The sequence below is a fragment of the Flammeovirga sp. AWQ4_249 genome, from assembly GCF_056161045.1.
On the sequence record NZ_JBSWYJ010000031.1, the window covers coordinates 1 to 25264 of the forward strand.

General features: G+C 33.2%; 17 protein-coding genes. 10 read left to right on the forward strand and 7 right to left on the reverse strand.

Features of this window, described 5'->3' with window-relative positions; all coding sequences use genetic code 11:
- Positions 1–258 precede the first annotated feature (258 nt).
- Positions 259–888 (reverse strand): hypothetical protein, encoded by a 630-nt coding sequence (locus ACXAHM_RS18995; protein WP_474963214.1) that lies wholly within the window; start codon positions 886–888, stop codon positions 259–261.
- Between the two features lie 179 nt (positions 889–1067).
- Positions 1068–2186, reverse strand: coding sequence for a tyrosine-type recombinase/integrase (locus ACXAHM_RS19000; protein ID WP_474963216.1), 1119 nt, complete (start codon positions 2184–2186; stop codon positions 1068–1070).
- 309 nt (positions 2187–2495) lie between these two features.
- On the opposite strand from ACXAHM_RS19000, the gene ACXAHM_RS19005 reads away from it, so the two are divergent.
- Complete coding sequence (locus ACXAHM_RS19005) at positions 2496–2789, forward strand: hypothetical protein (protein ID WP_474963218.1); 294 nt, start codon at positions 2496–2498, stop codon at positions 2787–2789.
- A gap of 340 nt (positions 2790–3129) precedes the next feature.
- Here ACXAHM_RS19005 and purL read toward each other — a convergent pair whose 3' ends face one another.
- Both purL and ACXAHM_RS19015 read right to left on the reverse strand, forming a co-directional pair.
- On the reverse strand, positions 3130–6816 hold the full coding sequence (purL, locus tag ACXAHM_RS19010) for a phosphoribosylformylglycinamidine synthase (protein WP_474963220.1): 3687 nt from the start codon (positions 6814–6816) through the stop codon (positions 3130–3132).
- Positions 6817–7022: 206 nt separating this feature from the next.
- Positions 7023–7928, reverse strand: coding sequence for a hypothetical protein (locus ACXAHM_RS19015; protein WP_474963222.1), 906 nt, complete (start codon positions 7926–7928; stop codon positions 7023–7025).
- Positions 7929–8150: 222 nt separating this feature from the next.
- On the opposite strand from ACXAHM_RS19015, the gene ACXAHM_RS19020 reads away from it, so the two are divergent.
- Entirely contained in the window at positions 8151–8783 is a 633-nt protein-coding gene (locus ACXAHM_RS19020) for a hypothetical protein (protein WP_474963224.1), read from the forward strand.
- Positions 8784–8850: 67 nt separating this feature from the next.
- Here ACXAHM_RS19020 and sppA read toward each other — a convergent pair whose 3' ends face one another.
- Positions 8851–10647, reverse strand: coding sequence for a signal peptide peptidase SppA (sppA, locus tag ACXAHM_RS19025; protein WP_474963226.1), 1797 nt, complete (start codon positions 10645–10647; stop codon positions 8851–8853).
- A gap of 265 nt (positions 10648–10912) precedes the next feature.
- Here sppA and ACXAHM_RS19030 point away from each other — a divergent pair, with 265 nt between their 5' ends.
- The 3 genes from ACXAHM_RS19030 (at position 10913) to ACXAHM_RS19040 (ending at position 13496) form a co-directional block, all read left to right on the forward strand.
- Entirely contained in the window at positions 10913–11746 is an 834-nt protein-coding gene (locus ACXAHM_RS19030; RefSeq protein WP_474963228.1) for an XRE family transcriptional regulator, read from the forward strand.
- A gap of 171 nt (positions 11747–11917) precedes the next feature.
- The gene (locus ACXAHM_RS19035) at positions 11918–12439 is read left to right on the forward strand and encodes a DUF4924 family protein (protein WP_474963231.1); all 522 of its coding nucleotides are present in this window, start codon (positions 11918–11920) and stop codon (positions 12437–12439) included.
- Positions 12440–12587: 148 nt separating this feature from the next.
- A complete protein-coding gene (locus ACXAHM_RS19040) occupies positions 12588–13496 on the forward strand; it encodes an NUMOD4 motif-containing HNH endonuclease (RefSeq protein WP_474963235.1) in 909 nt (302 codons plus the stop codon).
- 42 nt (positions 13497–13538) lie between these two features.
- On the opposite strand, the gene ACXAHM_RS19045 is transcribed toward ACXAHM_RS19040, so the two are convergent.
- Together ACXAHM_RS19045 and ACXAHM_RS19050 are read right to left on the reverse strand one after the other, a co-directional pair.
- Complete coding sequence (locus tag ACXAHM_RS19045; protein WP_474963238.1) at positions 13539–14702, reverse strand: homogentisate 1,2-dioxygenase; 1164 nt, start codon at positions 14700–14702, stop codon at positions 13539–13541.
- 305 nt (positions 14703–15007) lie between these two features.
- Positions 15008–17242 (reverse strand): APC family permease, encoded by a 2235-nt coding sequence (locus ACXAHM_RS19050; RefSeq protein ID WP_474963242.1) that lies wholly within the window; start codon positions 17240–17242, stop codon positions 15008–15010.
- A gap of 216 nt (positions 17243–17458) precedes the next feature.
- On the opposite strand from ACXAHM_RS19050, the gene ACXAHM_RS19055 reads away from it, so the two are divergent.
- The 5 genes from ACXAHM_RS19055 (at position 17459) to ribH (ending at position 25209) form a co-directional block, all read left to right on the forward strand.
- A complete protein-coding gene (locus ACXAHM_RS19055) occupies positions 17459–18994 on the forward strand; it encodes an AbgT family transporter (RefSeq protein ID WP_474963244.1) in 1536 nt (511 codons plus the stop codon).
- Positions 18995–19263: 269 nt separating this feature from the next.
- Complete coding sequence (locus tag ACXAHM_RS19060; protein WP_474963246.1) at positions 19264–20178, forward strand: DUF2911 domain-containing protein; 915 nt, start codon at positions 19264–19266, stop codon at positions 20176–20178.
- Positions 20179–20302: 124 nt separating this feature from the next.
- Entirely contained in the window at positions 20303–22774 is a 2472-nt protein-coding gene (locus tag ACXAHM_RS19065; RefSeq protein ID WP_474963248.1) for a PIG-L family deacetylase, read from the forward strand.
- A gap of 126 nt (positions 22775–22900) precedes the next feature.
- Positions 22901–24598, forward strand: a complete 1698-nt coding sequence (locus ACXAHM_RS19070; protein WP_474963250.1) for a sodium:solute symporter family protein — start codon at positions 22901–22903, stop codon at positions 24596–24598.
- A gap of 128 nt (positions 24599–24726) precedes the next feature.
- Positions 24727–25209 (forward strand): 6,7-dimethyl-8-ribityllumazine synthase, encoded by a 483-nt coding sequence (gene ribH, locus ACXAHM_RS19075; protein ID WP_474963252.1) that lies wholly within the window; start codon positions 24727–24729, stop codon positions 25207–25209.
- The last annotated feature ends 55 nt before the right edge of the window (positions 25210–25264 follow it).

Here is a 25264-nt window from a genome sequence, read left to right on the forward strand (position 1 = left end):
CTACGCCTGCCTTTTCGAAGCTACTATGGGTTCACACTTGCGTATTACGGCTTGGTTATTTGAGATCACTGAGCTTCAGCTATCCACCTCACGGCGATCACTGTCAGTAACTCTTCTAAGGGAACAGTAAATTACTTAGGTAGGATTTTCACCTACTGGAAAGCCACAGCATCGTGGCACACTAACGTAATGGCTAAACTACGACCAGCGGGTGCGTCACCCGATGGATGGAGGTTAGCTATTGTTATGTTTTTTCTTTTAAGTACCTATTATGAAATAACAAGCAATCTTTGTTTCAGGATTGAAATAAACTCTTAGGTGGCCATCACCCCAAAAATTTAATGTAGATAATTCTTCACTATAATCTGATTCCTCTAAATCTACATTGATTTTATTTACATTTATTTCTGTCCAGCTTGATATTTGACAAACGAAAGTCATAATATTATTGGACTTTGGACAATATATATCAAGTGATTCCTGAATACCCCAATATGGATTTGTACTTACTCCTAAAAGGTCGTAACTATCATCTTCTGTGATTTCATCTTGATTCTCAAATGAGAATAATGTTTCTTCAAAAATTGCTTTTGTAGAGGATGAAAGACCTTCATATTCTGTTGTAAATTCTTCTTCGTCATTAAAAGGTAAAACTTCTGGATTTTCATTGTCTGAATAATCTACATAGAAACGAGAGAAATTGGAATAAATAGGACTTATTATCTCTAGGTCAAATGGCAACCAAGAAAATGCTTTATCCTTATTTGATATCCTTCCTATGTACTGTATTCCTCCTGCAAAATTACTTTCTGGAATAGTAAAATTACTTTTTGGAACACCTCCAATTTTATGAAGACCTTTATTGTTAAATGTGATTACTTTATACATTTATAGATTTAGTTTGCGTTCAGTAAGACTTATAAAACATAACATTATATAAATGCAATGACCTAATATTGCCATTATTGGAAGTATTAGGTCATTACGTTTATCCAATAGTATAAAAATACAGAATTACTTGAACTATTAAAATATATTTTATAAATAATTTAATATCGATGAATTAATTATAAACAATCTAATGGACTTTTTATCTCACTAACAACTTTTGTACTAACATGAGTGTATATCTGAGTTGTTTTTGGGGAATTGTGCCCTAATAAGGATTGAATATATCTCAAATCAACTCCATTTTCTAATAAATGAGTAGCGAAACTATGACGTAAAGTATGAACAGTTACTTCTTTTTTAGTTTTTGATTTTAATACTGCCTTTTTTAAAATTCTTTGAACACTTGTTCTACCGTATTTCTTTTCTTTTTCCCCCTCAAATAGATACTTTTTAGGTTTGAATACCTTAAAATACTCTCTTAAAATCAGTAAGTTTTTTTCTGAGAGGATTGTCTGTCTATCTTTATTCCCTTTTCCTCCTTCTACTCTTATAAGCATTCTTTTTGAATCAATATCTTTGATCTCCAGATTAATTAATTCGCCTAATCTTAATCCAGCAGAATAAATTGTCATAATAATCGCTCGATGTTTCAGATTTGTAATATTCCCCAATATACTTTTCACCTCTTCTGTACTTAATACAACAGGCAACTTTTCAGCCTTTTGTGGTCTTTGCACATTATAAAAACAGTAATCTCGATCAAGTACCTTTTCTAAATAAAATTTCACTGCATTTAAAGCTTGATTTTGATAGGAACTTGATTTTTTTTCTAAAGAAACAATCTTAAATAAGAACTGTTCTAGAAGATTTTTAGACAATGTCCCCTCTTCTACTTTCTTAATATCTACATATCCTTTTGTTTCAAGAAAAATAAGGTATTTCATGAGCATGGATGCATAAGTATAAGCCGTATTTAGTGAATATCGATACAACTCTAACTTCTTGACTAGAGCCATTAAATGTATCGCCTTATCTTTAGGATATTGCTCATTAATCTTCCGATATAAAGATTTATAACTAGTTTCCTCTCCTTTTGATAATACTTCTTTATTATTACTCTGAAAAACCGCTTTAGTATCTACCCAAGCAATGCCTTTAAAAGTATTAAAAACGGCTTGTATTGTTTTATAATCACCTGGAATATAAACACATTCTAACTCCTGACTCCACTTCACATTTGGAATAGATTTAATGAGTTTTTTAATTCCATCCGTCATCGGAAAACTTATTTTCACAAATCTTTGACTGTTAATCTTTATAGGATTCAAACGAATACAAATGTCTTTTTTTGTCATTATCGAAAATTTATCATTGTTCTTTGACAAATTTCCAAAAAAAAGTACCTTTATCCGTTTACTAAACGTTTACAAACGTTTTTAAACGGTTAATTCTCAAAAACTAACAATAACGATTCAATAATGACAATGAGCACTTCTGAAGAGAAAGTATGTTTAGAGTGTAATAAAGCTTTTGGTGCTGGTCGAAGAGACCGCAAATTTTGTTCTTCGCTATGTAGATCATCTTATCACAATAGGATTAATTTAATGAAGAAACAGAAAAAGGAAATTCATGAAAAAATCTTAAACGAAAATTATAGAATTTTAAAGTCATTCTTTACTGATGGGAAATCAGTGATTAGAAAATCTTCTCTTGACGAAAGAAATTTTAATTTCAATTATTTTACAACTTTCTATAAAACACAGAAGAATACCTATTTCTTTATTTTTGATATTGGTTTTGCTCCAATTATGGAAAAAGGAATAAAAAAATTATTAGTGGTCAATTATCAAGAGTATATGAAAAAGTACTCATTTGATGCTTGGAAGAACATAAAGTAAATAGGAACCCTTTTTTATTACTCATCATTAGCCCACGACTTAAGTCGTGGGCTAATGATGAGTAAATCTTGGTAAACTGACTATGTTTCAAGTGTTAAGCGCAGCGGCACTTGGAACTACTGATTGTCGAAGTCTCACGACTTCGAACTATAAAATATGTTCATTCATTTCGAAGTCGGGAGACTTCGTCTAAGTATCATCACAAGTGACGCCTACCGGCTTAACACTTGCGATATTAAAAGGGCTACACTTCTACTCAATCAAGAAAATAAATTAAATCATATGCATCAAAAAAGGCCCATGTCCGTAAACATGAGCCTTATATCTTAATGTGCAAAAACTATTTTGTTTTCGTTTCTACCCAGTTTTTTGCATTAACAAATGCTTCTATCCATGGTGACACTTCATCTTTTCTATCAGATGGGTAATGTGCCCAGTTCCAAGGGAAGATTGCACGCTCTAAGTGAGGCATCATCACTAAATGACGACCGTCTTCAGAGGCAAGTGCTGCTGTATTGTAATCTGATCCGTTAGGATTTGCAGGATATGAAGTATAACCGTATTTACCTACGATATTGTATTTCTCTTCTGCATATGGGAAGCTGAATTTACCTTCACCGTGAGCGATCCAAACACCTAAACGAGTGTTGGCTAATGAATCTAACATCACTGTGTTATTTTCAGGAATCACCATATTCACGAAACCAGATTCAAATTTATGAGAATTGTTGTGTAACATTTTTGGTTTCTCATCATGACCTTTCGTTACTAAACCTAACTCAATCATTAACTGACAACCGTTACATACACCTAAACTCAATGTATCTTCTCTAGCGTAGAAGTTATCTAAGGCTTGCTTAGCTTTCTCATTGTATAAGAAAGCCCCTGCCCATCCTTTTGCAGAACCTAATACGTCTGAGTTAGAGAATCCACCTACGAAAACGATAAAGTTAACGTCAGAAAGATCTTCTCTACCTGCAATTAAATCCGTCATGTGAACATCTTTTACATCGAAACCAGCTAAATGCATAGCATATGCCATTTCTCTGTCTCCATTCACTCCTTTTTCACGGATAATTGCTGCTTTTACGCCAGAACGTTCTTTGCGATCAGGATTAATATTTAAAACAGATAATTCACCTTTGAAACCTTGAGGGAATTCATAGTGTAAAGGAGCATTTTTATAGCTGTCGAAACGCTCTTTCGCCAACTCCTCTCCACTTTGCTTAGTATCTAATAAATAAGATGTTTTTGACCAAACATCACGAAGATCTGCAGTATTAAAGGCCAATTTAGTTCCTTTATAGGCTACTTCTGTTTGCGTTCCTTCTACTGCCTCACCAATAATATGGTAAGTTACTCCAGCAGCTTTCATTACTTTTTGTAATGCTGCTTCATCTTCTACTTGGAAGATTACTGAAGGTGTTTCAGAGAATAAAACGTTTGTCAAATCATCATCAGAGATTTCTGAAAGATCTACATTGTAAGCTACATTTTGCTCAGGGAAAGTCATTTCTAATAAAGCAGTAATTAAACCACCGGCAGAAACGTCATGACCTGAAACTACATTTCCTGCTTTAATCATTGTTTGAATTGCTTCAAAACCATTCTTAAAGAAATCAGGATTCACTACTGTAGAAACTTTGTCTCCAATTTTATTTAAAACTTGTGCTAAAGTTGAACCACCTAAAGCATGTCCGTCTTGAGCAAGATCAACATACACTAAAGATTTCCCTACTTTTGCGACAGGCTCTACTACTTTCTTTAAATCATCAACTTCACCTACAGATGAGATAATTACTGTACCTGGAGAGTACACTTTTTCATCACCATATTTTTGTGTCATTGACAATGAATCCTTACCAGTTGGGATATTTACACCCAAGGCAACGGCAAAGTCAGAACAAGCTTCCACTGCTTCGTATAAACGAGCATCTTCACCCTCATTCTTACAAGGCCACATCCAATTGGCTGATAATGATACATTACCTAAACCATTTGCCAGTGGTGCCCAAACTAAGTTGGTTAAAGATTCTGCAATTGCGTTGATTGAACCCGCTTTTGGGCTAATTAATGCAGCTACTGGAGCGTGTCCAATTGTAGTTGCAATACCCGACTTACCTCTGTAATCACATGCCATTACTGACACGTTATTCAATGGTAACTGTAAAGCTCCTGCAGTTTGTTGTTTTGCTACTCTACCTGTTACAGAACGGTCCACTTTGTTTGTTAACCAATCCTTAGAAGCAACAGATTCTAATTGCAATACATCATTTAGGTACTCATGCACTTTTGCAGCTTCAACTTCCACTGCTGAAAAGTCAGGAGCTACTTTAGTATCCTTCATGATCGTCTTTGGTGCTTTTCCAAACATATAATCCAAAGGCATATCAATAGGAGCATTTCCTGTTGTTGTATCTTTAAAAGTGAATTGCATATCACCTGTTGTCTCCCCTACAACGTAGAATGGAGCACGTTCACGCTCAGAAACTCTCTTTAAAGTATCAATATTTTTTTCGTTGATGACCAATCCCATTCTTTCTTGAGATTCGTTTCCAACGATTTCTTTGTTCGATAAAGTTGGATCACCTACAGGCAATTTGTCCACATCAATCTGTGCTCCTGTTTCTTCTACTAATTCAGAAAGACAGTTTAAGTGACCACCTGCACCATGATCGTGAATTAAAACGATTGGGTTTTCGTCTGCTTCTGACATTGCACGAACTGCGTTATAGACACGTTTTTGCATTTCAGGGTTAGAACGTTGAATCGCATTTAATTCAATAGAGTTAGAAAATTCGCCAGTAGCAACAGAAGAAACTGCACCACCGCCCATACCGATGCGATAGTTGTCTCCACCCATAACTACAACCTTATCTCCTTTCTCTGGTGTATCTTTTAAAGCATCTCTTTTCTTACCGTATCCAATACCACCTGCCATCATGATCACTTTATCGAAACCGTGTTTCTTGGCGTGTTCTTCATGTTCGAAAGTAAGTACTGAACCTGCAATCAATGGCATACCGAATTTGTTACCAAAATCAGATGCTCCATTTGATGCTTTAATTAAGATTTCCATTGGTGTTTGGTAAAGCCATGGTCTTTCTGCCATACCTTTCTCCCACTGACGGTTATCTTCCAATCTTGAATAAGAAGTCATATATACCGCTGTACCTGCCAATGGCATTGAACCTTTACCACCTGCCATACGGTCTCTGATTTCACCACCAGCACCCGTAGCAGCACCATTAAAAGGTTCTACTGTTGTTGGGAAATTGTGAGTCTCTGCTTTTAAAGAGATAACTGATTCGAAATCCTTTGTTTCAAAGAAATCCGGCTTGTCTTGTGTTGCAGGAGCGAATTGTTCTGCTACAGGACCTTGAATAAATGCTACATTATCTTTGTAAGCAGATACCAAGTTGTCTGGCGTTACATTTGAAGTTTTTCGAATTAGTTGGAATAATGAAGTAGGTTTTTCCTCTCCATCAATCACAAAAATACCATTAAAGATCTTATGTCTACAGTGCTCAGAGTTGACTTGTGCAAAGCCGTATACTTCTGAATCTGTCAAAGGACGGTTTAGCTTTTCACTCACTTCTTTTAAGTAAGTTACTTCATCATCACTCAAAGCCAATCCTTCTGCTTGATTGTAAGCAGCGATGTCCTCAATATGACGAATTGCTTCTGGCTCAACATCAATCGTATAGATGTTGTTATCCAGTCCTTCGTACAATGCCTGTAACATTGGATCAAAATCAGCTGATTTTTCAGATTCAACATGTAGGAATTCTTCAATACGAATGATTCCTTCAATACCCATGTTTTGTGTGATTTCAACTGCGTTTGTACTCCAAGGAGTTAGCATTTCTTTGCGTGGTCCTACGTACCATCCATCCAAAGATGTTTCATTTGACAAAGTCGCGTTGCCAAATAACCAAGAAAGTTTTTCTAGATTTTCGTTCGATAGTGCCTGACCGGCGTGAACTGCGAATACATTATTTGTATTGCCTTGGAAAAAGAGTACCATTTTGCCCAATTGATTTTCAATAGCCCAATAATGCCCTCAAAAGTAAGAGTAAATTTGCTATTTCAACACATTTAGGTAAAAAAGTCGTCAAAAATTTAAGTTTGCATGTCGTTTTACATCCATTTAACAAAAAATTGCATCCTAATTTGAAAAAATTGGATGCAATTTGGATTAATAAGTTATTTCAAAAGCAGTTAAAAAGTATTTTAATTTAAAACAATGTCAACATTTGAAATTTTCACTGCTTTATCAGACTCTAAGAATTTAATTAATTTAAAATTATCATTACTTGGGTCTTTGATATCTTGCAAATACTGATTACTAAAATGTTCAGCATGTACGACATTACCATGATTATCTGTCCACTTAATAAATACTCCATTTAGAGCTTTATCTGATTCCATTAATTCACCATGTAAAACTAATGCAGCTTTTCTTTCAAATACTTTAATGATATTGTCTGTAACTCTAAAGTAGCTGTTATTATATTCAGCATTAGTGAAATGAACCTTAGGCTTAAATTCTGTTGTTTTTATCTGAACTGTTTCTGCTGCGTAAGGAATTGTTGTCACAACAATATCCGAAAATGATAAATAAGCTAAAGCGGTAAAAATTATAGCTCCAAAAGAACATGCAACTATTAAAGTTTTTAAAGATTCTCTCTCTATCACTTTTCTTTGTCTTTCCTCTTTTTTCAATGAGCTTAATAATTGAAGTGCTTTTTCATCTAACGGATTTACTTCAAGGCATTTATTAGCGTATCTTATGGATTGTTCTCTATCTTGTTTTTTTTCTTCTTCATAATATTTATTTGCATAACATGAAGAAATCAAAAATAATGTTTTACTGTCGAAAGGGTTAATAGTTAGTGCTTGATCTAATTCGAGAATGGCATCATCCCAATTTTTGTATTTGTGATACCCTATAGCACGAGCAAGATGAGAAGAAAATAAGTCTTGAAGTTTAACCCACTCATGATCAGTCACCCCCATTTCTTTTGCAGCAGCTTTTAAGTCATGTTGGGTAATGATGTTAGCACGACTTTCTTTAATTTCATAAATCCTATGTATAAAACGTGATAAATGATCTTTACTGTTAATAGTTTCTCGCATAAGGATAGATTTGGGTCTTCTAAACGTACTTTGTCTAATACAATATACTCATTGGTAAAGTGACTTTATTAAAACTCTGTTAAAGTTGGCCAATCAATGAATTATATTCTTAGAATAATTAAATTTCACTTTTGTATTTTTACCTTATAACACAGAATAGAGAAAAAATATTCCCTATATTATATTTTTGACAAAAAAAGTTAGAATTAACCTATTCCAGTAATGGATATTTCACCAATACATCAACTTCCTGAAAAGGGAGAAAAAATCTTCAAAGTTTGGAAAAGATATGCGAAAGAACATTTTCCATATACGGACTTATATATTGAAGATTTAAAGCATGATATCTTACAAGCATTAGAACAATCTCTAAAAGATATTGAAAGAAAAGGATATCAAAAACACAGGCATAAAAAGAGCTGGGTAGTTGGTGTTTTTATGGAAATTTTAGCAAAAAACATCAATCAATATTGGTATAACATTTTCATTATCAGAGACAATAAAGATTTCAATGGTTTACTTTGGCTTAAGGCTACAATGGCTTATTTAAACAAAAATCAAGAAGCCATTCTCGAAGTAAATAGGATCTATAAACATTTGATTGACAAGCATTATCCCTTTGATCAATTTGATATGCCAACAAAGGATGAAATTGATCAAAATAAATTAATTGCAGATTTAAATTATCAATCCAATTGGAAAGATTCCGAAGAATATTTAACCTCTTTATTGAAAGATCGATTAGCAGTTACTATAGATAATAGAGGACCAAGATTGATTACCGCTGAAAAGTTGTATGATATCTTTTCAGTAGATGAAATATACAATTTTACAGAGCTGAATCTTTATATTTAAAATCAAAAAAGGCAAAGCGATGAAATCACATCACTTTGCCTTTTAATTTTATACTTATTCGTAAATTTTAGTATCCTTCGATATGCTCAATGTATGGAATACGCGCTTGTACACCTGAGATGGAATGCATCCATTTTAATAATTTATCAGTTTCAGATGAATATTCGCCCAAAATTGCACTTTTTACAGCAGCTTGAGCTTCGATATCTAAATCTTTGAACAATTCTTCAAGGAAGTTTACTTCACCTGGCTGGTAATCTACATCATATGAACCTTCTTCAAGTTTTGCTAATTTAGCAGCTTCTTGAATCGCTACTTTATAACCTCCTAATTCATCGACTAATCCCACTTCTTTCGCTTGAATACCTGTCCAAACTCTGCCTTGTGCCACTTTCAATAAATCATCAATATTCATATGACGACCTTCCGCCGCTTTTTCAGTGAAAATTTCATAACCTTCATTTACACCTGCTTGGATAATTGCACGATCACCTTCATTGAAATCGTCTAATGGTGATTGAAAGTTCGAGAACTCTCCTGTACTCACTGCGTAAGTATTGATCCCCATCTTCTTATTAATAAGTTCTGAAGGGTTTAACATCACTCCAAATATTCCAATTGAACCTGTTATAGTGTTAGGATAAGCGACAATTTTATCACATCCCATTGAAATATAATATCCTCCTGAAGCAGCATACGTTGACATAGAAGCTACAATTGGCTTTTTCTTTTTCAAATTTTGAACAGCTCTCCAAATTAAATCTGATGATAAAGCACTTCCTCCTGGCGAGTTTACACGAAGAACTACAGCATCAACTGTCTCGTCATCTGCTAATTTATTTATTTCCTTAACAAGGTCTACGTTTGTAATAGCCTTATCTCCTCCTTCTGCTTTACCATAGATAATATCACCCTCAGCCGCTAAAACCACAATTTTACCATCTTTTGAAGTTAATGATTCTCTACCATCAAAAGCATTTTTGTATTTACTATATTTGACATAATTCACATCATCAACTTCTTGTTCAAGCACTTCAGCAATTTGCGTTTGAACTTCATCTTCATAAACCAATTCATCTACGAATTTCAATTCTTGTGCATCATGTGCATTTCTAATAAGCATTTTATCAGAAATATGCTTTAAGTCCTCCACTTTAATACCTCTAGAAGCACTCACCCCTCTTAGGTATTCATCATATAGAGAATTTAAATAAGATGAAATTTGCTCTTTATTTGCTTCACTCATTTTCTTAGCAATAAGTGGTTCTACAGCACTTTTATATTTTCCCACTCTGAAAACTTCTGGTTTAACACCAATTTTTTCAAAGAACCCTTTCATATAAGCGACTTCAGAAGCAAGTCCATTAAATTCTAAACTTCCAATTGGATTAAGGTATATTTTATTCGCCTCTGATATCACAAAATATCCTGCTTCAGAAATGTAATCCGCATATGCATATATGAATTTACCTTGGTTTTTAAATTCTCTTAGCGCATCTCTCACTTCTAGGGCCATTGGAAGGCTACCTCCAAAATTTCCTCCTTTTAAATAAATACCAGAAATATTATCATCCTGCGACGCCTTATCAAGAAGATCTAAATACTCTTGTAAGCTTTCAGAACCTTTACTTTGAAAAAACTTAGAATTTAATTCCTCAAAAGGATCTGTCTCTCCTATTTCTGAAAGTTTTGTATTAAGATTAATAACTAAAACTGATTGATTATCTATTTGAACTGGAGCTGGATCCCCAGATGAAGCTGCGACTATTCCCATAAAAATCACCATGCTTCCTACAAAAGTTAGTGTTGTAAAAATGCACAAACCGACAAGTACAGCAAATGTCGTTTTTAAAAATCCTCTCATAAGTTATTTGTATGTTATGTTTTTCTGCAATTACAAAAAGGCTCAAAATTGTATAAACACATTATTAGATACACCTATTTTATGTAATATGTTATAATAAATATAAACATTATACTCAGTATAATGGAAAATTGTTGCATAAATCTTGAACATAATCTTAAAAAAATTGTGTTTTAGGATATTTTCGTTGAAATATTTGGCAATTATTGTTCAATATCTTAAATTGACAAAAATTTTAGTATTCCAAAGTGTAAAAAATCAGCAAATGTCGAAAACACCATCAAAATTCGGTAAGAACCTAAGGTTTCTCAGACAACAAAGAAAACCCAAATTAAGTCAAACAGATTTAGGAGAACAATTAAGTACTGAAGGTGATGTGGTATCAAGAAGTGCCATTTCATCTTACGAAGATGGACGTGCAGAACCTAATTATTTTCGATTAGAACGAATTTCTGATTATTTCAATGTTGCTATAGATGAAATACTAACAAAAGATTTAACTGTATTAGATCCGGTTAGTATTCAAAAAAGAGAAAATTCTGAGGATCATATCTCTGGTAAAGGAATGAGAATTCTTGCTATACCAACAGATAAAGATACAGATGAAGAAAATATCGTATTTGTACCTGAAAAAGCAAGAGCTGGATATGCTGTGGGTTACTCAGATACAGCTTTCTTTAAAAATTTACCAAAATATACTCTTCCTTTCTTGCCAAAAGGCAAAACATATAGAGCTTTTGAAATCAGTGGAGATTCTATGCCTCCACTCGAAGAAGGAACAATAATTATTGGTGAATACATCGAAGATTGGAAAAATGTAAAAGATGGTACTGTTTGTATTGTTACTACCAAATCTGAAGGTTTTGTACTTAAAAAAGTTTATAATAACATTACAAACAACAACAGCTTTATTCTGAAATCAACAAACCTTAGATATTCACCTTATGAAGTCAACGCTTTAGATATAAGTGAGATGTGGAGACTTGTTGCCCATATCTCTAGAGACTTCCCTGAAAAAGAAGCTCATGACTCACTTTCTGAGATGCAAGAAGCTATTTGGCGTCTTGATCAAGAAGTATTGAACATAAAAAGAAAATAACATCTAATATAAAGCTATTAATTAAAGGAAATATTTGTTTTGTCATCTATTTCCTTTTTTTTTGCAGTTAATAATGAAATCATTGTACTGCACAATTGGTTTTTGAAAATCAATTAGAAACACTTTGCCTAATTAACACGTGTTTCAACGTGCATGAATTGAGAGAAATTAATGATAATAGCAGATAAAAAAAAGAAAGATAATATATGTGAGTATATCATATATATTTATCAATCAGAAGAATTACTTAGGGCTTTTGACTTTAATTTTGAAGATATTCAAGAGTATGTCTTAAAGCACATTACTAAGTTAAGTGAGGATGAAAAGCAAAATGTACTAAATTGGCACAAAGACCTGATGCATTTAATGGAAACGGAAGATGTAAAAAAAGAAGGTCATTGTTCTTGGGCTCAAGATGAGATTGATAACATAACTACTATACATCATCAACTCCTTGAATCAGATCAAGATTACCAAGCTATCTACAAAAATGCATTGCCACACATTGAAAATAATTTAAAAATAGCCGACGGTTTAATTACTAATCCTATACAAATTTGTATAAATGGGATATTTGGGCTATTATTACTTCGTACAAGAGGTAAAAAAGTTGATGACAAAACAAAAGAGATTCTTAATACCTTCGGAGATGTTTTGTCATACCTCGCATATAAATACAAAGAACAAGTCTAATAAACAGAATAGAGTATAACTGATTTGTCTTCTTTTATAAATTAAATTTTACATATATTTTAAAAAGATATAGCTTCTTTCTTGTTACAACTTAGATGTTATAATCTATTACTACAACATTAACTATCTTAATTGATATAGTCGAATTATGAAAACTACTTCACCCGAAAAAACAGTTGCAGACGAAATTTGGATTGAATTACCCTTTACCGACAAAAAGTATGAAATTAGCAACAATGGTAAGGTTAAATCTTATGCTCGTTCCCAAAATGGAGAACTTATTAAGGGACGAGATATTGGAGGTGGATACCTATCTATTGATTGTAAGGTCGATGGTAAAAAGAAATCCTTTTACGTGCACCGTTTAGTTGCTGAGATGTTTCTCGAAAAGCCAAAAGATGAAGGACAAATTGTGATCCATAAAGATGGTGACAAGTCCAATAATCATGTGGATAACTTGGAATGGTGTACCTTAAAAACAAGGTTTGCTACGAAAAGAAAGTATATCCCTGATTATTCAGAGAAATTTGTAAAAAGCTGTAAACCATCTAAAAAAACTACTGAGAAGCCTTCTGATGGTCATGATTACTATCAGTATAAAGAAAAGTATCACAGAATTTCTGACAATGGTTCTTGCTTATTTATCAGAGTCAATGAAGATGGAAAATGGAAATCACTTGCAATAGCTGAAATTATCCTTAGAGATTTAGGAAAATTAAAGCCTTCTAAGAGTCACAAACTTGCTTACAGAGATTGGGATTATAAGAACCTCGCTCCTATTAATCTATTCTGGGAGACACAGGCGGACAAATCTACACGTCTATTAGAGCAACGTCCATTACAACTTGATCGTATCAGAAAAATGGGACAATCTCACAGAAAAGAGATTGCTCAACGTAAAAAAGATCTTATCAAAAAATACCTTGACGAAGGAAAAAGCATTGCTAAAATCAGTCGTCTATTGGATATTGGTTATACAAGATTATACAACTATATCAATGAAAATGATCTAGCTGCAATCACACAATATTCTAAAAAGGAAATGGAACAAGATTAATATAAAAAAGAGCCTCTTACTGGTTTGTAAGAGGCTTTTCTTTTATAACCAACTATATGGATATTCTTTATCTATAAATTGCTTGGCTTGTTTTGTTACATGCAATGGAGCAAATGTATCAATCATTACTGCATATTCTTCCGTACCTTTTTTACCAATACTCTTTTCTACCGTCCCTGGATGAGGTCCATGTGGAATACCACCTGGATGCACAGTAAATGATCCTTGTTGAATACCTTTTCTACTCATAAAATTTCCTTCAGTATAAAACAAAACTTCATCGGAATCAATATTTGAGTGATTATATGGAGCTGGAATACTCAATGGATGATAATCAAATAATCGAGGTACAAATGAACAAATCACAAACGCACCTCTTGCTTGAAATGTCTGATGTACTGGAGGTGGTTGATGTAACCTTCCTGTTATTGGCTCAAAGTCATAAATTGAAAAGGTATAGGGATATAAAAAACCATCCCATCCAACAATATCAAATGGTGAATTTTCATAGATATAATGATGTAATTCATCTCCTTTTTTTATTTTCATAGAAAATTCATCAGACTCTTCTACTTCTGATAATTTAACCGGTGGATGTAAATCTCTTTCACAATAAGGAGAATGCTCAAGTAATTGCCCTACTTCATTTCTATATCTTCCAACAGTTTCAATAGGTGCTTTTGATTCAACGATTAAAAATTTCTGAATTTCCTTTTTATCAAAATACATCTTATAAATGGTCGTTCTAGGAACAACAATATAATCGCCTGTTTTAAAAGGAACAACACCAAATTGTGTATGCATTTCTCCACTTCCTTCATAAACATAAATTACTTCATCACCATCAGCATTTTTGAAATAATCATTCATTTCAAGTTCCTTAGGATAACATAGAGAAATTATACATTGACTGTTGACCAATAATGGCAGACGAGCAGAAATAAAATCTTTACCCGTTACTTCTGTTCCAGAAGTCATCAAATGTGTCATTTTCAATCCATAATCCTTGATGATTTCGTATCCATATGGAACGGACTTTTTAATTTCCTTGACTCTTGTTGGAGGAACTCTATGATATATATTTGAATAAATTCCAGAAAAACCAAGAGAACTCACCAACTCTTCATGATAAAGAGAGCCGTCTTTTTGACGGAATTGAGTATGTCTTTTAGGTGGAATTTCTCCAAGTCTATAATAGTAAGTCATGATAGTTAAGTGTTTAAAGTATGTGTTATGTTATATATGTAATATATCTTTTTTTATGAAAAATCCATTTATTAAGCATAAAAACCTAAATGGATAGACTTAATTATTGCTTAATACCTTCTCTAATTCCAAAAATTCATTTAGCGTTTTTTCGATAAATAACAGATCAATTTTCAACAGAGAAATATTCGATTCATGAATAGTCAATAATACTATACTTCCAAAACCTGTATTCGTATTTAAAACAAAAGTTCGCCATTTCAGTCTTTAAGTTTATTATAAATTAAAGAGATTGCCTAAATATATTATGAAATATCTTTTCTATTTGCAGTATGAATAAATAATACATCTCCAATATCATCATATCCATAGAAAACTTGTTCATTCACTTTTTTCAGTGCTTCTAATCTTAATCCAACAATTGTCAAATCAGCGTCTTGAGAAGTATTATTGATAACCGTTTTGATATCAACATTATCAGCTCTAGAAATTAACCTGACATTATTTTTTGATATTGGAAGACGGCCTGTCTTGATTAACTTCAAAATTTGCTCTCTTCTTTCCTCTAATTCCGCGTCAGGAAAACATGCTAAAAGCGTTATTTTTGCTTTATGCCATTCTGGATGACCAATGATAATAAAGGCAAGAAGGATCATTAAGTTTGCATTCTCTAAATCTTTCGGTGTCAACCAGATATGAATTTCTGTTTTGTATCCAAAATTCCTCTCATCTGAAGCCAAAACACAAATATCATTTCCTGTCACTGACATTAATTTAAAGTTATCAATCACTTGTTTCAAACCGTCATCATTGCTGTTTTTAGAGAATTCGAACATTAACATGTTGTTTTCTTTACCAGCAACAGATGGTAGTTGAATTACTTGTGCTATTACAGAGGTCATAGATGGACTTATCATTGTATCTAAATAAACTTTAGAATTACTTGCCTCAGAAATCTTAATTAAACGTTCTAGGTCTTTTTCAGCTACTTTGTTTGTTTCTTTTGATAGATATCCATCGATTAAATGAATATATGTTGCAAAACCATATTTATGGGCAATCCATTTTACTAAATTAAAAGCAGAGAAACGTTTAAATGTGTTTCTACTTACGCAAACAACAGCTGGGCGCCAGTGATCTTCTTCATTATCAATTTCTGTTTTCTGAAGGAAAATTTGGAACTGTCTACTCAATTGGAATATTACTCCTTGGAAAATCGCTTTCAGTCCTTCTTTGTTAGGTGTAAACCTTCTGACCATTTGATATAAAATCACCATAAACACTAGTGCAATTAATGTATAGGATACTGAGATTTTAAACATCAAATAAAGACACATTATCGCTCCAACTAGAGAAATTATCGGTCTCGATTTAAAAACAGGACGATATGCTGGATCTGAAGCAAAGTGTTCTAAAAATGAAATTAAGCAGATTGCTCCATATGTTACCATAAAAAACATTGTAATAATCTGAGCTACTGTATCAATATCACCTATCAATACAAAGACTAAAGTAACAATGGAAGTGACCAAAGAAGAATTTAATGGTTCACCTGAATCTTTCGTTATAAAGCCTAGCCATTTATTTACTTTTTGATTTGGCAATACTTTATCTTCAGCGATTGCTTGTAATGTACGAGGTGCGACTAAGATGGAACCAATTGCGGAAGAAAGTGCAGCTGCTGCTAATCCTATAGGTACCATTGGACCCCATAGTGAAATATCCGTCATAATTAAAGGATCGCCTGCCAAATCTTCTAATGAAGCACTTATTGATAATTTATAAGCAACAAACATGTATACTATCATTCCAAAAATACCTGCGAGCATTGTTCCAATTGGAATTGATTGTTCGGGAGATTTTAAATCACCAGATAGTCCCACACCTGCAGCTATACCAGTAAAAGCAGGGAAACAAATTGCTAAAACCTTAAAGAAACTATCCCCTCCTTCGATATGTCCATTCCAATCGACTTTTGCTAAATTTTCAGCGAATTCAGTTGAACCAATAAAGAAAGATAATAAGGATAAGAATAAAATTCCCACTACTATATATAAGGTACGCATTCCTAAGTCAGCCCCTTTATATATAACTAAGGCGATCAAACCTACAGTCACAGGAATTGTTATCCATCTTAAATTCAAATCAACTATTCCATAGTCGACCAGTAAAGGAAATAAAGGTCTGAATGACTCTGCAAAAGCGATAATATAAAATGCAGTACTAATTGCTTGTGATAGGTAAAGTGAAATACCAATTGCTCCACCTATTGTAATACCAAATGATCTAGAAATTATATAATATACTCCACCACCTTGTACTTTTTGATTTGTTGCAATTTCTGAAATAGCCATCGCTGTAGGTATCGTTACTAAGTGACCTACTAGCACCATTACTAAACAAGAAAGTAATCCTAAGTTAGAAACAGCATAACCAAATCTTAAGAATAATATAGCACCTAAAATGGTACTAATCGAGGTAAAAAATACGGGAGCGGTCCCGAAACCTTGATGTTGTGTTTTGTCTAATCTATTAGCCATAAAATAATTTTATGTTCATAATATTATTCAAATTAACAAAGGATATTGAAAGAACAAGGAAAGAATTCAAAAACTCTCCTTATTTTTGGTTGTAATTTTTTACAGTATTTTCTATTTACATCAAATAATTCATTAAAACTTTAGCGTATTATTCGACAATTTCTTTACATAAAGTTTTATTTTTTGATAAACATACTACATAAACAAAGTACATAAATGAGTGAAATTCAAAAGAAAAAAAGTGTAATCGATCGCTTTTTAGGTTTCATTGAAAAAGTAGGTAATGCATTACCTCATCCTGCTACTTTATTTGCAGGTTTTGCTTTTGGCGTTGTTATTTTATCTTGGGTATTTTCTCAAATTGGATTGAGTGTAGTTCATCCAGGGACTCAAGAAACCATCACTGTTGTCAATTTGATTTCTCAGGAAGGAATCTACTTAATGTTGACCAAACTTGTTAATAACTTCACAAACTTTGCTCCACTAGGTGTTGTATTAGTTGCTATGTTAGGTATTGGTATAGCTGAAGGAAGTGGTTTAATAGGTACTTTAATCAGAATTCTTGTTTTAAAGTCTCCAAAAAGCATTATTACTTTCGTAGTAGTTTTTGCTGGTGTTATTTCAAATACAGCTAGTGAAGTCGGTTATGTCTTATTAGTTCCTCTTTCCGCTATAATATTTCTAGCTTTTGGAAAACATCCAATTGCAGGTTTAGCCGCGGCTTTTGCAGGAGTATCAGGTGGTTATTCCGCCAATTTATTACTTGGAACTATTGATCCTTTATTACAAGGTATTTCACAAGAAGCTGCCCAGATTATTGATCCTTCTTATTCTATTAATGCAGCATGTAATTACTATTTCATGTTTGTTTCCACTTTCTTTATTGGTATTGCAGGTACTTTTGTTACAGAAAAAATTGTCGTACCTCGTTTGGGAGAATATAAAGGAGATATAGAACCTGAAGAAATGCATGGTATTACTCCAGAAGAGAAAAAGGGATTAATTTATGCAGGAATTACAGCTGTAATTTTATTTATCTTCATACTAATAGGTATCATTCCAGAAGATGGATTTTTAAGAAGTATTGAGACTCCAGATAACATTTTCAAATCTGCCTTAATGAAAGGTATTGTTTCATGGATATTTATTATCTCCGCTTTATGTGGTATTGCTTACGGAAAAGGTTCTGGAACTTTTAAGAATGATGCTGATATTATGAAAGGTATGGCTAAGTCTATGGAAACGATGAGTAGCTATATCGTTCTAGTATTTTTTGCCGCCCAATTTGTAGCCTATTTCAAATGGACGAATTTAGGTTTAATCTTCGCTGTAAAAGGAGCTGAATTATTACAACAAATTGAACTTGGTACCATTCCATTATTAATATGTTTTATACTGTTAGCAGCAATGATAAACTTAGTAATGGGAAGTGCATCTGCAAAGTGGACATTAATGGCACCTGTATTTATTCCCATGTTTATGTTAGTAGGTATTAGTCCTGAACTAACTCAAGTGGCTTACAGAATTGGAGATAGTGTTACAAATATTATCTCTCCAATGATGTCTTATTTTGCATTAATCGTTGCTTTCATTCAGCGTTATGATAAAAATGCCGGCATTGGTACAGTTATATCGACCATGCTACCTTATTCGATTGCTTTCTTAATTATATGGGTGACCTTAATGGCGATTTGGTTGGCTGTTGGCTTACCAATTGGCCCTGATTCACCCCTGCATTACTTACCAAATTAATATTTTTTGTTAATTTATTGCAATAATATACAACATTAAAAAATATTCTATTATGTTTGTAATGCAATCAAACACGATTGCAATGAGAAATAGTTAGTTTTTGGGTTAGCAAAAAGGTCTGGGTTTCCTGGACCTTTTTGTCGTTAATTACGTTAATATTTTTTAATAAATAAATTCAATAAAATATTTGAATTATTAAATTCAATTTGGTTAATTCACCAGACGTTTGAGTCAATACTCTCAAATTACAAACTTAAATACTTATAAACATGTTTAAAAGATCGCTACTAGCTTTATTAACGATTGCATTATTTGCAACACAGAGCTTATTCGCGCAAGAACTTCCAGCTCCTAGCCCAAGTGCAAGTGTAACACAAAAAGTAGGTGTTACATCAATTTCAATCAACTACTCTTCTCCTGCAGTTAAAGGCCGTAAGGTTTTTGGTGAGCTTGAGCCTTTTGGCAAAGCTTGGAGAGCAGGTGCCAATGCTCCAACAGCTATTACTTTCAGTTCAGATGTGACTGTTGGTGGTACTGAATTAAAAGCAGGTACTTACAACATCTTCATGACTCCTCAAGAGTCAGGTGAATGGGATGTTCACTTCAACGGAAAAGGAAAAAGTATTTTCGCTTACAATGGCGAAAAAGGTCAAGATATGGCAAAGCTTGAAGCTGATGATGCTGCATCAACTAAAGCAAAAGCTGAGGCTGCTCCTTTTAGAGAGCGTTTAACTTACTTAGTTGAATCAGTTTCTGATTCAGAAGGTAAAGTTACTTTATGGTGGGACAAAACAATGGTATCTTTTACTGTTACTGCTCCTACTCAAGCTTTAGCTGAAGCTAACATTGAAGCTTCTATTAAAGAATTAGATGGTGCATGGAGAACTTACCAAAATGCAGCTAATTTCTATGCTTCAACTGACATGGCTAAAGCAATGGAGATGATCGACAAGTCAATCGCAACTCGTCCAAATTATTTCTGGAATCAGTGGACAAAAGCTACATACCTTGCTAAGCAAGAAAAATATGATGAAGCTTTAACTACAATTTTAGCTGCTAAAGCTTCTGGAGAGGCAAAACCTGATGGTGCTTACAATTACTTTAAAGGTAATATGGAAAAAGACATCCAAGCATGGTTACCAAATGCTTCAAAAAAATGGAAAAAAGCAAATAAAGATATGTAATCTTTGCTTTTTAAGCTACAAAAGGCGCCCTATTATTTAGGGTGCCTTTTGTGTTATTATCCCCTATTATCACATCCATATAGAAATGAAAATCAAGGCATTATTTTTTTCTTTCACATTCTTAATGACACACTTCATAATGGGACAAACTCCATTAGAAGGTCAACCTAATGTATCCAAAATCATTCAAGAAATTAATCATCTCAATACATTAGGAAGTGTGATGTACTTTGCAGCACATCCTGATGATGAGAACCAACGTGTAATCGGTTATTTTGCAAGAGCAAGAGGTTATGAAACTGCTTACACAGCATTAACAAGAGGTGATGGTGGACAAAACCTCATCGGTAAAGAAATCAGAGAAGAACTAGGTATTCTTCGTTCCCAAGAATTAATCGAAGCACGTAAAGTAGATGGAGGTCAACAGTTTTTCTCAAGAGCAAATGACTTCGGCTACTCAAAAAACCCCGAGGAGACTTTATCTGTTTGGAATAAAGACCAAGTTTTAGCTGACGCTGTTTGGAACATCAGAAAATTTAGACCTGATGTTATAATTACTCGCTTCTCTCCTTATAGAGGTGGAAGAACTCATGGTCATCATACAACTTCTGCAATCATCGCCGTCGAAGCTTTTTCATTAGCTGCAGATCCAACTGTTTTTCCAGAACAGTTAGAATATGTTGATGTCTGGCAGCCTAAACGTATTTTCTGGAATACTAATTCATGGTTTTTTAGAGGAAAAGGTGAAAGTTTTGACAAGGATCAATATTTAGCTATTGAAACTGGAGAATATATCCCGGTGTTAGGACAATCTGTTGGAGAAATTGCAATGGCTGCACGTTCAAAACACAAATGTCAAGGCTTTGGTGCTGCATTACAACGTGGTGAAAACATGGAATACTTCAAGCTTTTAAAAGGTGAAAAAGCAGAAAAAGAAGTAATGGAAGCCATCGACACTTCTTGGAAACGTGTCAAGAATAGTGAAAAAGTTGAAGCTGCTATTGAAAAACTACAAAAGAATTTCAACCCTTCTCAACCTTCTAATTCTATCAATGATTTAATCGAAGTAAAAAGAGAATTACAAAAATTAGATCAAAAAGATTATTGGGTTAAAGTTAAAACTCAAAAAATTAATAAGTTATTATTTGAATGTTCAGGAGCATGGTTCGAAGCCTTAACTGATGAAGCATTGGTTGCACAAGGCGATTCAATGGTAATTACAGTTTCTTCATTAGTTAGAGCAAATCAAAAAGTTGCCATTGAAAAAATTCAAATTGGTAACTTAGAAGAAAAGAAAATCGAACAAACTTTAACTCAAAATAAAGCACTAAAAGAGACATTTAGTTTAAAAATTCCTGAAAACTTTGAAGTATCTCAACCTTATTGGTTAAAAGAAAAAGCAACCAAAGGAATGTATGTGGTTAATGATCAATTGATGATTGGAAAACCTGAAAATCCTGCAGCTCTTCCTGTTACCATTACTTTGAATATCAATGGAGAAAAATTAACTAAAACGATTAACGTTTGGCAAAAAAGAGTCTATCCAGCAAAAGGAGAACGTTATATTCCTTTAAGAATTGTACCTCCTGTGACAATGACTTTAGATCAAAATGTATGGATCTTTGGAGATAACACTCCAAAAGAAATTACTGTAAGTGTTACATCAAATACAGCTACATTTAAAGGTGACCTTCAATTGAAAACACCAAAAGGCTGGAAAATTTCTCCTTCTACTAAAACCATTGATTTAAATTCTAAAGGTGCAAAAGAAGAAGTGAAATTTACAATTACACCTCCTAAGAAAGAACAAGAAGGTAATCTTGAAGCTGTCATAGAAAGTAATGGGGAAAAATATAATCAAGGGTTAATTCAAATTGATTATGACCATATTTACAGACAGATTTATTTGAAACCTTCTATTGCGAAAGTAATTCGATTGAACATTAAAAAAGGTAATGCTCAAAAAATTGCTTACTTGATGGGTGCTGGAGATGCTCTTCCTGAATCATTAGAAGCAGCTGGCTATGATGTTGATGTACTGACTCATGATTTAATTAAAGCAGAAAACCTTCAAAAGTATGATGCTTTAATTATAGGTATTCGTGCCTATAATGTTTTAGATGACATGCGTTATCTACAACCAGAGATTTTAAAATATGTTGAAAACGGAGGAACTACAATTGTTCAATACAATACTTCATTCCGTTTAAAAGTTGACCAAGTAGGTCCATATCCTTTACACCTTTCAAGAGATCGAATTACTGTTGAGGAAAGTCCAGTAACATTACTAGCGACAAATCATTCAGTACTTTCGACACCAAATAAAATCACTCATAAAGATTTTGAAGGTTGGGTTCAAGAAAGAGGTTTATATTATCCTGATGAATGGAGTGAAGAATATACGCCAATTTTAAAAATGCAAGATCCTAATCAAGAACCAGTAGAAGGAGCCCTTTTAGTAGCTGACTATGGTAAGGGTGCATTTATCTATTCAGGAATCTCGTGGTTTAGAGAGCTTCCAGCAGGTGTATCTGGTGCCTATAGAATTTTTGCCAATTTATTAGATTATAAACCAAGTTCTGAAAACAGTAAATAACATGGATAAGGATTCTAAAAAACCACCTATTGGTAAATCTTGGAAACAACTCTACGCAATTGTATTGGGTGAATTAGTTGTCTTTATTACTTTATTTTCCATATTTTCAAACGCTTTTAACTAAAGATGAGTATTTTAGATTGGGCTGTTTTAATTGGTACACTTGCCTTTATTGTTATATATGGCATCTGGAAAACAAAACAGCAAGATGACATTAATAGTTATCTTTTAGGAAATAAAGAAGCAAAATGGTTTACCGTTGCATTGTCAATTATTGCAACGCAAGCAAGTGCCATTACTTTTTTATCTGCTCCAGGTCAAGCTTTTGTAGATGGAATGCGATTCGTGCAATTCTATTTCGGTTTGCCTATTGCAATGGTCGTTTTATCAAGCGTAGTCGTTCCTATTTATCATAAGATGAATGTGTATACTGCATACGAATATCTTGAAAAACGTTTTGACCTTAAAACAAGAACATTCACTGCGATACTCTTCTTAACGCAAAGAGGTTTAGCTGCAGGTTTTACCATATTTGCTCCTTCCCTAATACTTTCATCTCTATTGGGTTGGGATATAAATATTACAAATGTCGTCATTGGACTAATTGTAACTGCTTATACGGTTATTGGTGGCACTAAAGCCGTAAATCAGACTCAAAAGTTACAAATGGCTGTGATTTTCATAGGTATGTTAGTCGCAGGTATTTTGGTCGTACAGATGTTACCGGATGAGGTTACATTTTCAAATGCTTTACATATTGCCGGAACAGCTGGAAAATTAAATGCAGTAGATTTCACTTTCGATCCGACAAGTAAGTATAATGTTTGGACAGGTATTGTTGGAGGTTTCTTTTTAGCCATGTCTTATTTTGGCACAGATCAATCTCAAGTACAACGTTATCTTTCAGGTGCTTCTATCGGACAAAGTAGACTTGCATTATTGTTTAATGGTATGATTAAAATACCGATGCAATTCCTGATTCTATTTATTGGAGCCATGGTTTTTGTATTTTATTATTTCAATCCCTCTCCTATTATTTTCAATAAAGTTGCTTTAACAGAAGCCACTGAAAAAATAGAAGGATTTGAAGGAATGCAAGAAGAATACGCAGTTCAAATGGAATTACGTAAATCTTCTGCTTTAGCTTATGCCGATGCATTAAATGAAGGATCTGCTTCTGATATTGAAACAGCAAAAGCTTCGTTAATTAACGCCAATGATCAATCAGATGCATTAAAAGCTTCTATTATTGATAAAGTGAAAGCAAATGAGGCTGAAATTGACGTCAATGATACAAATTATATCTTTTTAAATTTTGTCATTGATTATTTACCACAAGGACTTATTGGCCTTTTGATAGCTGTGATTCTATCTGCAAGTATGTCCTCTACTTCCTCTGAAATTAATGCCTTAGCATCTACATCGATTATTGATATTTATAAACGTATTATAAATCAAAATGGCACGAATGAACATTACTTAAAGGTGTCAAAAATTGTAAGTATTGGATGGGGTTTATATGCTATTTTATTTGCTACTTTTGCCAATAATTTAGGTTCGTTAATTGAGGCCGTTAACATTTTAGGATCTCTTGTATATGGTGTAATTTTAGGTGTATTTTCTATCGCATTTTTCTTCAAGAAAATTGGATCTAAACCTACATTTTATGCTGCTGTAATTTCAGAAGCAATCATCATCTACTTATTCTTCTTTACAGAAGTTCCTTTCCTATGGTATAATGTTATCGGATGCTTATCTGTTATCTTGTTTAGTTTAATTTTCAGTACATTTCTTGGAAATCAAATAGCATTAGAAGAAGAATAAGGTTAACAAATCTAAGCTGATTATCTTTTTACATAATAAGGTATCCATAAAAGGGGTTCTAGATTATTAGAAGATGTAAAAATTAATAACTTTGTGGGAAGTTTACATTTAAAATCATAATACAAAAAATGGCAACAGCATTAAAAAGTCTTAGTGAATATTCAAAAAAGAAAGAAATAGACATTTCAAACAAAAAATTTGCAATTGTAATATCTGAATATAACCCTAAGATTACTGAGTCTTTATATGACGCAGTTGTTGAAACCTTATTGAAAGAGGGAGGAAAAGAAGAGAACATCTATAGAGAAGATGTTCCAGGTGCATTTGAACTTACATTTGGGGCTCAATTAATGGCGCAAGAAGAAGAAATTGATGCTGTTATCACTTTAGGTTGTGTGATTCAAGGGGAAACAAGACATTTTGACTTCATCTGTGAAGCTGTCGCTCATGGTGTTACAAATGTATCTCTAAAATATAATAAACCTGTCATCTTTGGCTTATTGACTCCAAACACAGAGCAACAAGCATATGACAGAGCAGGTGGAAAACATGGTAACAAAGGTGTTGAAGCTGCAGTAGCGGCTATTAAAATGCTTGGTATGAAGCAATAATTTCTTTTAGAAACAATACCCGAATTAACATAAATAACATATTATTTCTTTATAG